This is a genomic window from Burkholderia sp. Ac-20349, from assembly GCF_017104865.1.
Taxonomy (GTDB): domain Bacteria; phylum Pseudomonadota; class Gammaproteobacteria; order Burkholderiales; family Burkholderiaceae; genus Burkholderia; species Burkholderia aenigmatica.
In genome coordinates, this window is record NZ_JAAGPM010000174.1 from 1 (window position 1) to 14,239 (window position 14,239).

Consider the following 14,239-nt stretch of genomic DNA (forward strand, 5'->3'; position numbering starts at 1 on the left):
ACCGCCCGAGCTGCTGCGCAGCTTCGTCGCCGTCGCCCAGTCCGGCAGCTTCACCGCCGCGTCCGAGCGCGTGAACCTGTCGCAGTCGACCGTCAGCCAGCACATCCGCCGCCTCGAGGAGCTGCTCTACCGGCCGCCGCGCAGGCGCTCAAGGCGGCGGGCGCCGCACGCGTGACGAATCTGGTTGCGCTGCGCACCGCCAGGGACTAATTAGATAGAGAGGCCAGCCGCCCGGATACGGCGGCGGCCGTCATGAACCGGCCAGCCGGGAACGCGCACGCGTCGCGCTGCCCCGGCCTGCCCAGCCAAACCGAAACATGTTCAACGTCGTCCTCGTCGCTCCCGAAATTCCGCCGAACACCGGCAACGTGATCCGCCTGTGCGCCAACACGGGCGCGCGCCTGCATCTGATCGAGCCGCTCGGCTTCCCGCTCGACGACGCGCGGATGCGCCGCGCGGGCCTCGACTATCACGAGTACGCGCAGATGCGCGTGCACCGCGACTGGGATGCGTTCGTCACGGCGGAAACGCCCGATCCCGCGCGGATGTTCGCGTTCACGACGCGCGGCTCGGGCCGTTTCCACGATCATGCGTTCCTGCCCGGCGACTGGTTCGTGTTCGGCTCGGAAACGCGCGGCCTGCCCGCAGAGCTGCTCGAGTGCTTCCCGAACGAACAGCGCGTGCGCCTGCCGATGCGGCCGGACAACCGCAGCCTGAACCTGTCGAACACGGTCGCGGTGGTCGTGTTCGAGGCGTGGCGCCAGGCCGGCTTCGAAGGCGGCGCATGACGCCGGCGCGGCGCATCCCGCCCCGCGGGACGCGTCACGTCCGCGCGAGCCGCGCGCGATACAGGTCGTAAATGTCGGGGGAAAAGCACGCGAACACCACGCGTGCGAGGTTCGGCGCCTGCGGCAGCATTTCGGCGACGGTGCCCACCGCGATCTCGACGGCTTCTTCAGCCGGATAGCGATAGATGCCGCAGCTGATCGCCGGGAACGCGATCGACGTTGCCGCGACCTCCTCGGCCAGCTCGATCGCGCGCCGGTAGCACGACGCGAGCAGCTCGGCCTCGCCACGCCCGCCGCCATGCCACACGGGCCCGACCGCGTGGATCACGTAGCGCGCCGGCAGCCCGTGGCCGCGCGTGAGCTTGGCATCGCCCGTCTCGCAACCGCCCAGCGTGCGGCATTCGGCGAGCAGGCCGGGGCCGGCCGCGCGGTGGATCGCGCCGTCGACGCCGCCTCCGCCGAGCAGCGAGCCGTTCGCGGCGTTGACGATCGCGTCGACATCGAGCGTCGTGATGTCGACGACCTGCGCATCGAGCGTGGTGGAATGGATCTGCAGCATGACAACCTCCCGGAACGCCGGAGACTGTTCAAGCGTAGCGCGCTTTGACGCCGCGCGCCCGACGCAAACACGGCGCCAGGCGGCGCCGTGCCACGTTACTCTGCGCGTGCGTCGCGCCGCAGCAGGCCGCTGACGGCGTCGCGCGGCGCGATGCCGTCGAACAGCACGCCGCACACCGCTTCGGTGATCGGCATTTCGATCGACTGCGCGCGCGCGATGGCCAGCACGGCCTGCGCGCAGCGCACGCCTTCGGCCACGTGACCAAGCGCGCCGAGGATATCGTTCAGCGTGCGGCCAGCCGCCAGTTGCAGGCCGACCGTGCGGTTGCGCGACAGGTCGCCCGTGGCGGTGAGGATCAGGTCGCCGAGGCCCGTGAGGCCCGTGAAGGTTTCCGCGCGGCCGCCGAGCGCGACGCCGAGCCGCGACATTTCGGCGAGCCCGCGCGTAATCAGCGCGGCGCGTGCGTTCAGCCCGAGACCGAGGCCGTCGGCGATGCCGGTCGCGATCGCGAGCACGTTCTTCACCGCGCCGCCGACCTCGACGCCGACCACGTCGTCGCCCGTATAGATCCGCATCGCGCCGTGATGGAACGCGGCGAGCGTGCGCTCGCGGCATTCGGCGGACGTGCTTGCCACCGTCAGCGCGACGGGCAGCGACTGTCCGACCTCGCGCGCGAAGCTCGGCCCCGACAGCACGCCGTTGCTGTGCTGTTCGGGCAGCTCGGCCGCGATCACCTGATGCGGCAGCAGATGCGTGTCGGCCTCGAAGCCCTTGCAGACCCAGACGACGTGCGCGGGCACGCAGCCTGCGTCGCGCATCGCGTGACACAGCGTGCGCAGCCCGGCCACGGGCGCGGCGATCACGCACAGTGCGTCGTCCGCGGCGCCATGCGCGAGCGCGGCGCCGAGATCGGCGTCGTAGCGCAATGCGTCAGGCAGCGCGATGCCGTCCAGATAGCGGGAATTTTCGTGCCGGGCCTGCAGCCCGGCGATGAGCGCGGCGTCGCGCGCCCACAGAAGCGTATCGTGCCGCGCGGCCAGATGGCCCGCGAGCGCGGTGCCCCAGGCACCGGCGCCGAGAACGGCTACTTTCATACCCAGCACCGGTCCTCCGAGTAAAACGTCAGTTCAGCGTCGTGCCGTTCGGTGCACCTGCTGCGGCACCGGCCTGCTGCTGAAGCTGCGCGAGGCGTTGTTCGTACAGCGCCTGGAAGTTGATTTCCGCCAGGTGGATCGGCGGGAAGCCCGCGCGCGTGATCGCGTCGGCGATGTTCGAACGCAGGTACGGGAACAGGATCGTCGGGCATGCGATGCCGACGAGCGGGTCGAGCTGTTCGTCCGGAATGTTGCGGATGTCGAAAATGCCGGCCTGCTTCGCTTCGATCAGGAACGCGACCTTGTCCTTCACCTTCGCGGTGACGGTGCCCGACACGACGACTTCGAACACGCTTTCCGCGAGGCGGTCGGCCTTGACGTCGACTTCGACTTCAACCGACGGCATGTCCTGCTCGAGGAAGATCGCCGGCGAATTCGGCTGCTCGAGCGACATATCCTTCAGGTAGACGCGCTGGATGTTGAAGAACGGTTGGTTTTCGACGTCGGACATGGTGTTTCCCTAAAAGTGGTGACAGGGCGGCCCGGCTTCTCGCCGGCCGCCACGGATAATCCTGCGCGCTCAAGCCGCAGCGCGGCCGGCGGCCATTCTGCCCTAATCAGGCCGCTTGCAGAAGCGGGACGAGCCCGCCTTCACGGTCGAGCTTCGACAGATCGTCGTAACCGCCGACGTGCGTGTCGCCGATATAGATCTGCGGCACCGTGCGGCGCCCCGTGCGCGTCATCATTTCGTCGCGGCGGGCCGGATCGCGGTCGATCAGGACCTTCTCGATCTGCTCGACACCGCGCAGCTTCAGCAGGCGCTCGGCCTGGATGCAATACGGACACACCTGCGTGCTGTACATCAAAACCTTGTTCACTTCGCCACTCCTTGTTTGACGACCGGCATCCCGGCCTGCTGCCAGGCGGCCACGCCGCCCTCGAGCACGTGCACCTCGGCGTAGCCCGCCGCCTCGACCTCGCGCGCCGCCTTCTGCGACTGCTGGCCGTTCTGGCAGACGAGCAGCACCGGCGTGCTCTTGTTCTTCGCGACCTGCGCGATCTTCGTGCCGATCTCGCCCGCCGCGACCTGACGTGCCGACGGCAGGTGGCCGGCAGCAAAATCGGACGCGGCGCGCACGTCGATCACGACCGCGTTGCGGCGGTTGATGAGTTGCGTCGCCTCTGCGGCCGACAGGCCGCCACGGCCGCGGCGCAGCGCGGGCCAGGCCAGCAGGCCGCCGGATACCACCAGGATCGCGATAAGGGCCAGGTTGGTGTAATCGGTAAAGAACGTCACGGAATTCCGCCGGAAAAAGAGAAATCGGATGAGGACAATCCCGCCATTATAAAATAACCGTCTTGCGCGATGGCGGGCCCGGGTCGGGTCCTGCTCGATGCGCCACAGCTTCCTTCACTACCGACCGCAAGATCCATGTACAAACTCGTTCTCATCCGCCACGGCGAATCGACGTGGAACAAGGAAAACCGCTTCACCGGCTGGGTCGACGTCGACCTGACCGAACAGGGTCGCAACGAGGCCTACCAGGCCGGCGAATTGCTCAAGGAGGCCGGCTACACGTTCGACATCGCGTACACGTCCGTCCTCAAGCGCGCGATCCGCACGCTGTGGCACGTGCAGGACAAGATGGACCTCATGTACCTGCCGGTCGTCCACTCGTGGCGCCTGAACGAGCGCCACTACGGCGCGCTGTCGGGCCTGAACAAGGCGGAAACGGCCGCGAAGTTCGGCGACGACCAGGTGCTCGTGTGGCGCCGCAGCTACGACACGCCGCCGCCCGCGCTCGAGCCGACCGACGAACGCGCGCCGTTCAACGACCCGCGCTATGCGAAGGTGCCGCGCGAGCAGCTGCCGCTCACCGAATGCCTGAAGGATACGGTCGCGCGCGTGCTGCCGCTGTGGAACGAGTCGATCGCGCCGGCAGTCCGCGCCGGCAAGCAGGTGCTGATCGCCGCGCACGGCAACTCGCTGCGCGCGCTGATCAAGTACCTCGACGGCATCTCGGACAGCGACATCGTCGGCCTGAACATCCCGAACGGCGTGCCGCTCGTGTATGAACTCGACGAAAACCTGAAGCCGATCAAGCACTATTACCTCGGCGACCAGGACGCGATCGCGCAGGCGCAAGCCGCCGTCGCGAAGCAGGGCAAGGCGGGCTGACGCCCGTCGGCCGGGTGAGCCGCGTCCGGCGCGGCATGCCCGGCCCCCGCCCTGCCCGGCGCACCGCGCGAACCTTCGCGGCTCCGGCGCTGTCGAAACCGCTTTCGAACCCGCAGCGCATCCGGCGGTGCCCCGCCGGGCTGGCTCCCGGCCCTTTTCGACGCTTTTCGCGCCGTTCCACTGAGTTATCGGACGAACAGTTATACTTGTCCGCTACATCATCCCCGCTACCGCCACGCGCTTCCCGACCGCACCAGATCTCTATGCGAATGAAATTGAAGAACATCGGCCTGATTGCCGCGGGCCTCGCCACGGGCGTGTTCGCCACGCTGCAGGTTTCCGCATCGGCCGAGCAGACCGCCACGGCGCCGCTTCCCCTCGACCAGCTCCGCCTGTTCGCGGAAGTCTTCGGACAGATCAAGCGCGAGTACGTCGAACCGGTCGACGACAAGAAGCTGCTGACGGCCGCGATCAAGGGCATGGTGTCGAGCCTCGACCCGCACTCGTCGTTCCTCGACAAGACCGACTATGACGAGCTGCAGGAGCAGACGAAGGGCCGCTTCGCGGGTCTCGGCATCGAGATCTCGCAGGAAGACGGCCTCGTCAAGGTGATCTCGCCGATCGAAGATACGCCCGCGTTCCGCGCCGGCATCCGTCCGGGCGACCTGATCACGCGCATCAACGACAAGCCGGTGCGCGGCATGACGCTCGACAAGGCCGTGAAGCAGATGCGCGGCGAGCCGGGCACCAAGGTCACGCTGACGATCTTCCGCAAGAGCGACGACCGCACGTTCCCGGTCACCGTCACGCGCGCGATCATCAAGGTCCAGAGCGTGAAGATGAAGATCCTCGATCCGGGCTATGCGTATGTCCGCATCACGAGCTTCCAGGAGCGCACGACGCCCGATCTCGCCCAGAAGCTGCAGGACATCGCACGCCAGCAGCCGAACCTGAAGGGCCTCGTCCTCGACCTGCGCAACAACGGCGGCGGCCTGCTGCAGAGCGCGGTCGGCGTGGCCGGCGCGTTCCTGCCGCCCGACTCCGTCGTCGTGTCGACCAACGGCCAGATCGCCGATTCGAAGCAGGTCTACCGCGATACGTACGACAACTATCGCCTGCCGTCCTTCGATGGCGATCCGCTGAAGAACCTGCCGCCGGTCTTCAAGACCGTGCCGATGATCGTGCTGACGAACGCCTATTCGGCGTCTGCGTCGGAAATCGTCGCCGGTGCGCTGCAGGATTCGAAGCGTGCGCAGATCATGGGCAAGACGACGTTCGGCAAGGGTTCGGTGCAGACGGTCCGCCCGATGACGGCCGACACCGCGCTGCGCCTGACTACCGCGTACTACTACACGCCGAGCGGCCGTTCGATCCAGAACAAGGGCATCACGCCGGACGTGCCGGTCGATCAGTACGCGGACGGCGATCCGGACGACGTGCTCGTGACGCGTGAGGTCGACTACTCGAACCACCTCGCGAACACGCAGGATCCGAACGAGAAGAAGGAACAGGAAGACCGCGAGCAGCGCCGGATGGATCAGTTGCGGATCCTCGAAGAGCAGAACGACAAGAAGACGCCGGAGCAGCGCCAGAAGGATCGCGATCGCAAGCCGATCGAGTTCGGCAGCGCCGACGACTTCATGATGCAGCAGGCGCTCAACAAGCTCGAAGGCAAGCCGGTCCAGGAATCGAAGTCGCTGCTCGCCGAGAGCACGACGAAGAGCCCGGCCGGCAAGGCTGCGGCGGGCTCGAAGGCATCGGGCGCAAGCGCGAAGCCGGCAGCCGCACCGAAGCCCGCGTCCGCGCCGCAGTAAGCGCCGGCCGGCATCCGACGGGCCATCGCGGGAAGACCGCGATGGCCCGTTTTTCATGCGCGCCTAAAATAACGACACGTCCGCCGCCTCGCCCACGACTCCCCATGAACGACGATCAACTCCTTCGCTACTCCCGTCACATCCTCGTCGACGAAATCGGCATCGAGGCGCAGCAGCGCTTTCTCGATGCGCATGCGATCGTCGTCGGCGCGGGCGGCCTCGGCTCGCCCGCCGCGATGTACCTCGCGGCATCGGGCGTCGGCACGATCACGCTCGTGGACGCCGATACGGTCGACCTGACGAACCTGCAGCGGCAGATCCTGCACGTGACGGCATCGGTCGGCCGCCACAAGGTCGAATCGGGGCGCGACGCGCTCGCGCAGCTGAACCCCGAGGTGAAGGTGAACGCGGTCGCCGAGCGCGTCGACGACGCGTGGCTCGACGCGCACGTACCGCGCGCGAGCGTCGTGCTCGACTGCACCGACAACTTCGCGACGCGGCACGCGATCAACCGCGCGTGCGTCGCGCACGGCGTGCCGCTCGTGTCGGGCGCCGCGCTGCGCTTCGACGGCCAGATCAGCACGTTCGATTTCCGCGACCCGGCCGCGCCCTGCTATGCGTGCGTGTTTCCGGAAGACCAGCCGTTCGAGGAAGTCGCGTGCGCGACGATGGGCGTGTTCGCGCCGACGGTCGGGATCATCGGCGCGATGCAGGCCGCCGAGGCGCTGCGCGTGATCGGCGACATCGGCAAGACGCTCAACGGGCGGCTGATGATGCTCGATTCGCTGCGGATGGAATGGACGACGATGAAAATCGCGCGCCAGGCCGACTGCCCCGTGTGCGGGGGCCGGCACTGACGCGCGACGGGCATGCGCCGTTCGGCGCATGCGTTGTGACACTTCTCTACAGTCTGAGCGGCGCCGTGAGCGCCTACGCAGCCGCGTCGGCGCGCGGTTCGGCAACCGACAGGCGCTGCAATGCGGCCTGCACTTCCTCCGGCTCGAACGCAGCCAGCACGTCGGCCGTCGGCTTTTCGAGCGCCTTCAGGTGCGCACGCAGGATCTCCTGCTTCACGACCAGCAACTGGCTCGGGTGCATCGAGAACTCGGTGAGCCCCATCCCGAGCAACAGGCGCGTGAGCGCCGGATCGCCGGCCATCTCCCCGCAGACCGACACCGACACGCCCGCGCGCTTCGCTTCGCGCAACGTATAGGCGATCAGGTGCAGCACGGCCGGATGCAGCGGGTCGTACAGGTGCGCGACCGCGTTGTCGGCGCGGTCGATCGCGAGCGTGTACTGGATCAGGTCGTTCGTGCCGATCGACAGGAAATCGAACCGCTTCAGGAACAGCGGCAGCGCGATCGCCGCGGCCGGAATCTCGATCATCGCGCCGATCCGCACGTTCGGATCGTAGGCGAGCCCCGCGTCGTCGAGCTGGCGCTTCGCCTCGCGGATCAGGTCGAGCGTCTGGTCGATCTCCTGCGCGTGCGCGAGCATCGGGATCAGGATCTTCACCTGGCCGAACGCGGACGCGCGCAGGATCGCACGCAACTGCGTGAGGAACATCTGCGGCTCGGACAGGCTCCAGCGGATCGCGCGCAGGCCGAGCGCGGGGTTCGGCGCCGTCTCGTAGCCTTCGTCGAGCGCCTCGAGCGGCTTGTCCGCGCCGACGTCGATCGTGCGGATCGTCACCGGCATGCCCTTCATCCACTCGACGGCCCGCTTGTACGCGGCGAACTGCTCCTCCTCCTCCGGCATCTCCTTCTGATGCATGAACAGGAACTCGGAACGGAACAGCCCGACGCCGACCGCGCCGGCCTCGACGGCCGCCTTCGCGTCGTCGGGCAGCTCGATGTTCGCGTACAGCTCGATCTTGGTGCCGCATAACGTTTGCGTCGGCGAGAACTTCAGACGCTGCAGCTTGCGTTGCTCCAGCAACTTTTCGGACTGCCGGTACGAATATTCCTCGAGGACGATCGGCGCCGGATCGACGATCACGATGCCCTGGTCGCCGTCGACGATGATCAGGTCGTCCTGGCGGATCAGCGCGCTCGCGTGCTGCACGCCGACCGCGGCCGGAATGCCGAGGCTGCGCGCGACGATCGCCGTGTGCGACGTGCGCCCGCCGAGGTCGGTGACGAACGCCTGGAACGACTGCGACTTGAACTGCATCATGTCGGCCGGCGCGATGTCGTGCGCGACGACGATCATCTCGTTCGTGCCGTTCTTGGCCGCGCGATCCAGTGCCTGCGACGCCGACGGCGCACCGGCGAGCGCCTTCAGCACGCGCTCGACCACCTGCTCGATGTCGGCCTTGCGCTCGCGCAGGTACTCGTCCTCGATGTCGTCGAAGTGGCGCGTGAGCAGCTCGAGCTGCTCGGTCAGTGCCCACTCGACGTTGTAGCGGCGCGTGCGGATCAGGTCGATGGTCTCCTGCACGAGCATCTCGTCGCTCAGGATCATCGCGTGCACGTCGATGAATGCGCCGACTTCGCTCGGGGTGTCGTCGGTCAGATCGGCGCGCAGCGCTTCGAGTTCGTGATGCACGACCTCGAGCGCCGTGCGGAAGCGCTCGACCTCCGCATCGATCTGGTTTGCCTCGACCAGGTAATGGGCGACGTCGAGCGCCGCCGGCGCGATCAGATACGCTCGCCCGATCGCGATACCACGTGAGACGGGAATGCCATGCAGCGTGAAGGACACGCGCACCTCCTCTGTACAAGTAAAGCCGCGGCACACTGCTGCGATGCGCTTATGACCCCGGTTAGCGATTATAAATTCCGCGACTCCCCGCTGACTGCATGCACCGCAGCATTGCGCATTCCGCATCAATGCTTCCGACGAAAAAAATGCCGCGGAATCCGCGGCATTCTGGCTGGAAACGGCAACGATCCCGCGTGAGGATCACTGGCCTTCGCCGAACTTGTCGGCGATCAGCTTCAGCAGTGCGTCCATCGCTTCCTGCTCGTCGGACCCTTCGGTCTCGATCGTCACGGTGCTGCCGATGCCGGCCGCCAGCATCATCACGCCCATGATGCTCTTCGCATTGATCTTGCGCCCGTTGCGTGTCATCCAGACTTCCGACTGGAAGTTGCCGGCCAGTTGCGTGAGCTTGGCCGATGCGCGCGCATGGAGCCCCAATTTATTGACGATGGTGGTTTCTTGTTGAAGCATGATTCTCGGTCGGGTCGGTCGGGGCCGCCGGCGGCGCGCGTCGGCGGTGCTGTCTAAAACGGAAAACGGGAAATCAGTGCGACTCGGTGCGCGGCTGCGGTTCGGGCGGAATCGGCGCGCACTGGCCGCAGCCGGTTTCCGTCGGCGGCGGCGGCGTACCGGCCGACACCTCGTGGACGCCCTTCGCGCCGCCGGACAGCGCCTTGTCGACCAGTTTGTCGAGCGGCACGGTGCGGTAGCAGACGACCCGCACGAGCATCGGCAGGTTCACGCCCGCGAGCACGCGCACGTTGTCGAGCTTCGCGAGCTGGCCCGCGATGTTCGCCGGCGTCGCGCCGTACATGTCGGTCAGCACGACCACACCATTCTCTTCCCTGAGCCGCGCGAGTTCCGCGTGCGCGAACGCCATCACCTGGGTCGGATCGCTGTCCGCCATCACGTCGATACAGCCGATGCGTGCGGGCACGCCGCCGTAGATGTGCGCGATGCAGTCCCGCAGCGCGGTGGCGAGCGGGGCGTGCGCGATGATCAGAATCCCGGCCATGTCAGATCGCTCCCGGCCGCCCCTGGCGGGCCGACACCCCGCGGTGGGGCAATGAGCGTAGCGAGTGTGGGAAACGTTTCATGATCAGCCTTGCAACAGGTTCGGCCCGACCGCCGGGCCTTCGGTGCGCGATCGCGGCACCGGGCAAGCGGGCATTGTAGCAGGCCGGTCGAGCTGCTCCGGCGACGGGGGACCTGCGCGGCCGCCGCCGGGGTTGCGCGGGAGACGGCCTACGCGGCCGCACGCTCCAGCGCGTCGATGAACATCGCGGCGACGTCGAAGCCGGTCTGCTCCATGATCTCGCGGAAACACGTCGGACTCGTGACGTTCACCTCGGTCAGCCAGTCGCCGATCGCATCGAGGCCGACCAGCAGCAGCCCGCGTGCCGCGAGCACCGGGCCGAGCGTGTCGGCGATCTCGCGATCGCGCGCGGTCAGCGGCTGCGCGACACCGAGCCCGCCCGCCGCGAGATTGCCGCGCACCTCGCTGCCCTGCGGAATCCGGGCGAGCGAATACGGCACCGGCTCGCCGCCGATCAGCAGGATGCGCTTGTCGCCGGCCTTGATCTCGGGGATGAATTTCTGCGCCATCACCGAGCGCGTGCCGTCGTGGCTCAGCATCTCGATGATCGAACCGAGGTTCATGCCGTCCGGCTTCACGCGGAACACGCCCATCCCGCCCATCCCGTCGAGCGGCTTCAGGATCACGTCGCCGTGCTCGGCATGGAACGCGCGCAGCCGTTTCGCATCGCGCGTGACGAGCGTCGGCGCGACGAACTGCGGAAACTCGCCGATCGCGAGCTTCTCCGAATGGTCGCGGATCGACTGCGCCTTGTTGAACACGCGTGCGCCCGCGCGCTCGGCCAGCTCCAGCAGCCACGTGGACGTCACGTATTCCATGTCGAACGGCGGATCCTTGCGCATCAGCACCGCGCCGAACGATTCGAGGCGGCGCGCATCGACGGGCCCTTCTTCGAACCAGGTGTCGCGATGCAGGTCGTCCAGCTCGCCGACGAACGTGACGCGCCGTACGTCGGCCTCGACGGCGGAACCCGTCCACGCGAGGTGGCGCGGCTCGCACGCGTAGATCGCATGCCCGCGCCGCGCGGCCTCCGCCATCATCGCGTAGGTCGAATCCTTGTAGATCTTGAAGCGCTCGAGCGGGTCGGCGATAAAGAGAATGTCCATGAGGTCCTGTACTTGGCGAAGGTCCGTTACACCTGGATGGCTTCGGGATCGGTCTTTTCCAGTTCGATCGACGACGCGATCAGCGACAGCCGCGCGACGACGCCGTACATGTAGAAACGGTTCGGCGGTGCGGCACCCGGCTTCGCGCCGGCATCCGGCAGCGCGGTGTGCTCGAAGCCGAGCGGCACGTAGTGCATGCCGGGCGCGTTCAGGTTCTGGTCGCGCTCGCGGCCGGCGTGCGTACGGTAGAAGCCGCCGACCACGTAGCGGTCGATCATGTATACGACGGGCTCCGCGACTTCGTCGCCGACGCGCTCGAACGTATACACGCCTTCCTGCACGATCACGTCGCGCACCGCGAGGCCGGCCTTCGACTCGGCCATCTGCGCGCGCTCGGCTTTCGACATGCGGCCGATCTCGGCCGCGTCGTGCACGGTCATCACGCCGCGCCCCGCCGTGCCCGCGTCGGCCTTCACGACGACGTACGGCTTCTCGCTGATCCCGTATTCGCGATACTTGCGCGCGATCTTCTTCAGCACGCCGTCGATCGCGTCGGCGAGCGCCTGCTCGCCTTCATGCGCCTGCCAGTCGACGCCTTCCACGTGCGCGAAATACGGATTCACCATCCACGGATCGACGCCGACCATCTTCGCGAACTTCTTCGCGACATCGTCGTAGCACGAGAAGTGCGTCGACTTGCGGCGCACGGCCCAGCCCGCGTGCAGCGGCGGCAGCAGGTACTGCTCGTGCAGGTTTTCCAGCACGCCCGGAATGCCGGCCGACAGGTCGTTGTTCAGCAGGATCGAGCACGGATCGAAATTCTTCAGGCCGAGGCGGCGCTGCGAACGCTCGAGCGGTTCGAGCACGATCTTCTGGCCGTCGGCCAGCGTGATCGGCGTCATGTCGGTGATGCTCGGGTCGAGCGACCCGAAGCGCACGTTCAGGCCGGCCTGGCGCATGATCGTCGCGAGGCGCGCGACGTTTTCGAGGTAGAACGCGTTGCGGGTCGGCAGCTCGGGAATCACGAGCAGGTTCTTCGCGTCCGGGCAGATCTTCTCGATTGCGGCCATCGCGGCCTGCACGGCGAGCGGCAGCACTTCGGACGGCAGATTGTTGAATGCGCCGGGAAACAGGTTCGCGTCGACGGGCGCCAGCTTGAAGCCGGCGTTGCGCAGGTCCACCGAACAATAGAACGGCGGCGTATGTTCCTGCCATTCGAGCCTGAACCAGCGTTCGATCGCAGGCGTCGCGTCGAGGATCTTCTGCTCGAGTTCGAGCAGCGGACCGTTCAACGCGGTAACGAGGTGGGGAACCATGAATCACTCGCGAGCGGGAGAATGAAGATTGTAGAGCAATTGCTTTGCCCATTTGGGGATTGTTCCCGGCTTCGCAAGGGTTTGGAGGAAGTTTTCGGCTATTGACCCGATAGCGCGAAGGGTTATGCGCTACGGCAGCGCGCAGCAGGAGAAAAAAAGCCCGCCGGGTGGGGCGGGCCGAAGTCGCTGCGCTCATTCGTGACGGGCGCCGTCGTCGCGGCGGCCCGCCGGTCATTCTTATGACTTATTCGACGTGCTCGCCGTGCAGCACCACGTCGAGGCCTTCGCGCTCTTCCTCTTCCGACACGCGCAGGCCGATCGTCAGGTCGATCAGCTTCAGCAGCACGAAGCTCAGCACGCCGCTGTAGACCAGCGTGATCGCCACGCCCTTGGCCTGCAGCAGCAGGCTGCCGTCGGCGCCGCCGATATCCTTGACCGCGAACACGCCCGTCAGCAGCGCGCCGAGAATCCCGCCCACGCCGTGCACGCCGAACGCATCGAGCGAATCGTCGTAGCCGAGCTTCGACTTGAGCCACGTCGCCGACCAGAAGCACACGACGCCGGCCGCGATGCCGATCGCGAGCGCACCCGTCACGCCGACGAAGCCGGCCGCCGGCGTGATCGCGACGAGACCCGCGACCGCACCCGACACGATGCCGAGCACCGACGGCTTGCCGTGCGAGATCCACTCGGCGAACATCCAGCCGAGCGCCGCGCAGGCCGTCGCGACTTGCGTCGTCAGCATCGCGAAGCCGGCACGGCCGTCAGCCGCCACCGCCGAACCCGCGTTGAAGCCGAACCAGCCGACCCACAGCATCGAGCCGCCGATCATCGTCAGCACGAGGTTGTGCGGCGCCATCGATTCGCGGCCGAAGCCGACGCGCTTGCCGAGCATCAGGCACGACACGAGGCCCGCGATACCGGCGTTGATGTGCACCACCGTGCCGCCCGCGAAGTCGAGCACGCCGTCCGACGACAGCCAGCCGGTCGGCTCCCACACCATGTGCGCGATCGGCACGTAGACGATCAGCGACCAGAGCGTCATGAACACGAGCATCGCCGAGAACTTCATGCGGTCGGCAAACGCGCCGCAGATCAGCGCCGGCGTGATGATCGCGAACGTCATCTGGTAGACGAAGTAGACCGATTCCGGAATCGTCGGCGCGAGGTGGCTGACGGTCAGCGTCGTCGCCTTGTCGCCGTGGATGTAGTTCATCCCGTGCAGGAACGCGCGCGACAGGCCGCCGATGAAGCCGTTGCCCGGCGTGAACGCGAGGCTGTAGCCGATCACCGTCCACAGCACCGTGATCACCGCGGTGATCGCGAAGCTCTGCATCACCGTCGCCAGCACGTTCTTCTTGCGGACCATGCCCGCGTAGAACAGTGCGAGGCCCGGGATCGTCATGAACAGCACGAGCGCGGTGGAGGTCAGCATCCACGCGGTGTCGCCCGCGCTGATCTTCGACGAATCGACGGAGAACGGTGCGGTCGGCGCGGCGGGTGCGGCCGGTGCCGATGCGGCAGCGGCGGCCGATGCGTCGGTGGCGCCCGAGGCCGGTGCGGCGGCGGCAGCCGTGGCGGATG

Annotated in this window: 15 protein-coding genes and 2 pseudogenes; 6 read left to right on the plus strand and 11 right to left on the minus strand. The window is 67.3% G+C overall.

The window, feature by feature from the left end; genetic code table 11:
- The 3 genes and pseudogenes from G3N61_RS34195 to trmL form a co-directional block, all read left to right on the plus strand.
- Positions 1 to 136 (plus strand): annotated as a pseudogene (locus G3N61_RS34195) (LysR family transcriptional regulator); the annotation flags it as partial.
- Positions 118 to 210, plus strand: a pseudogene (locus G3N61_RS40355) (ComF family protein); the annotation flags it as partial. The pseudogenes G3N61_RS34195 and G3N61_RS40355, both read left to right, overlap by 19 nt.
- A gap of 107 nt (positions 211 to 317) precedes the next feature.
- Positions 318 to 788 (plus strand): tRNA (uridine(34)/cytosine(34)/5-carboxymethylaminomethyluridine(34)-2'-O)-methyltransferase TrmL, encoded by a 471-nt coding sequence (gene trmL, locus G3N61_RS34205; RefSeq protein WP_205824568.1) that lies wholly within the window; start codon positions 318 to 320, stop codon positions 786 to 788.
- Positions 789 to 822: 34 nt separating this feature from the next.
- Here trmL and G3N61_RS34210 read toward each other — a convergent pair whose 3' ends face one another.
- The 5 genes from G3N61_RS34210 to G3N61_RS34230 all read right to left on the minus strand — a co-directional run bounded on the left by G3N61_RS34210 (position 823) and on the right by G3N61_RS34230 (position 3,738).
- Entirely contained in the window at positions 823 to 1,347 is a 525-nt protein-coding gene (locus tag G3N61_RS34210) for an O-acetyl-ADP-ribose deacetylase (protein WP_043187212.1), read from the minus strand.
- Between the two features lie 95 nt (positions 1,348 to 1,442).
- On the minus strand, positions 1,443 to 2,441 hold the full coding sequence (locus G3N61_RS34215) for an NAD(P)H-dependent glycerol-3-phosphate dehydrogenase (protein WP_011353284.1): 999 nt from the start codon (positions 2,439 to 2,441) through the stop codon (positions 1,443 to 1,445).
- Positions 2,442 to 2,469: 28 nt separating this feature from the next.
- Positions 2,470 to 2,952, minus strand: coding sequence for a protein-export chaperone SecB (gene secB / locus G3N61_RS34220; RefSeq protein WP_011353285.1), 483 nt, complete (start codon positions 2,950 to 2,952; stop codon positions 2,470 to 2,472).
- Between the two features lie 106 nt (positions 2,953 to 3,058).
- Positions 3,059 to 3,319: a glutaredoxin 3 gene (gene grxC / locus G3N61_RS34225; protein WP_039346228.1), complete on the minus strand. Its 261-nt coding sequence runs from the start codon at positions 3,317 to 3,319 to the stop codon at positions 3,059 to 3,061.
- Positions 3,316 to 3,738 (minus strand): rhodanese-like domain-containing protein, encoded by a 423-nt coding sequence (locus tag G3N61_RS34230; RefSeq protein ID WP_011353287.1) that lies wholly within the window; start codon positions 3,736 to 3,738, stop codon positions 3,316 to 3,318. Before G3N61_RS34230 ends, grxC begins: the two co-directional genes overlap by 4 nt.
- 135 nt (positions 3,739 to 3,873) lie before the next feature.
- Between G3N61_RS34230 and gpmA the strand changes: the two genes are divergently transcribed.
- The 3 genes from gpmA (at position 3,874) to G3N61_RS34245 (ending at position 7,291) form a co-directional block, all read left to right on the plus strand.
- Entirely contained in the window at positions 3,874 to 4,620 is a 747-nt protein-coding gene (gene gpmA / locus G3N61_RS34235) for a 2,3-diphosphoglycerate-dependent phosphoglycerate mutase (protein ID WP_027789056.1), read from the plus strand.
- 263 nt (positions 4,621 to 4,883) lie between these two features.
- Entirely contained in the window at positions 4,884 to 6,434 is a 1,551-nt protein-coding gene (locus G3N61_RS34240; RefSeq protein WP_043187202.1) for a S41 family peptidase, read from the plus strand.
- A 104-nt stretch (positions 6,435 to 6,538) separates the two neighbouring features.
- A complete protein-coding gene (locus G3N61_RS34245; RefSeq protein WP_043187199.1) occupies positions 6,539 to 7,291 on the plus strand; it encodes a HesA/MoeB/ThiF family protein in 753 nt (250 codons plus the stop codon).
- A 73-nt stretch (positions 7,292 to 7,364) separates the two neighbouring features.
- Here the strand turns inward: G3N61_RS34245 and ptsP are convergent, their stop codons facing one another.
- The 6 genes from ptsP to G3N61_RS34275 all read right to left on the minus strand — a co-directional run.
- Positions 7,365 to 9,137: a phosphoenolpyruvate--protein phosphotransferase gene (gene ptsP, locus G3N61_RS34250; RefSeq protein WP_043187426.1), complete on the minus strand. Its 1,773-nt coding sequence runs from the start codon at positions 9,135 to 9,137 to the stop codon at positions 7,365 to 7,367.
- A gap of 201 nt (positions 9,138 to 9,338) precedes the next feature.
- Positions 9,339 to 9,608 carry an HPr family phosphocarrier protein gene (locus tag G3N61_RS34255; RefSeq protein ID WP_011353292.1) on the minus strand — a complete coding sequence of 90 codons (270 nt, stop codon included), beginning with the start codon at positions 9,606 to 9,608 and terminating at the stop codon, positions 9,339 to 9,341.
- A 73-nt stretch (positions 9,609 to 9,681) separates the two neighbouring features.
- Entirely contained in the window at positions 9,682 to 10,152 is a 471-nt protein-coding gene (locus G3N61_RS34260) for a PTS fructose transporter subunit IIA (protein WP_043187196.1), read from the minus strand.
- A gap of 230 nt (positions 10,153 to 10,382) precedes the next feature.
- Complete coding sequence (gene gshB / locus G3N61_RS34265; RefSeq protein ID WP_205824569.1) at positions 10,383 to 11,339, minus strand: glutathione synthase; 957 nt, start codon at positions 11,337 to 11,339, stop codon at positions 10,383 to 10,385.
- 26 nt (positions 11,340 to 11,365) lie between these two features.
- Positions 11,366 to 12,655 (minus strand): glutamate--cysteine ligase, encoded by a 1,290-nt coding sequence (gshA, locus tag G3N61_RS34270; protein ID WP_043187192.1) that lies wholly within the window; start codon positions 12,653 to 12,655, stop codon positions 11,366 to 11,368.
- A gap of 244 nt (positions 12,656 to 12,899) precedes the next feature.
- Positions 12,900 to 14,239, minus strand: a 1,340-nt coding sequence (locus G3N61_RS34275) for an ammonium transporter (RefSeq protein ID WP_241018036.1), incomplete at its 5' end; no start/stop codon positions are given.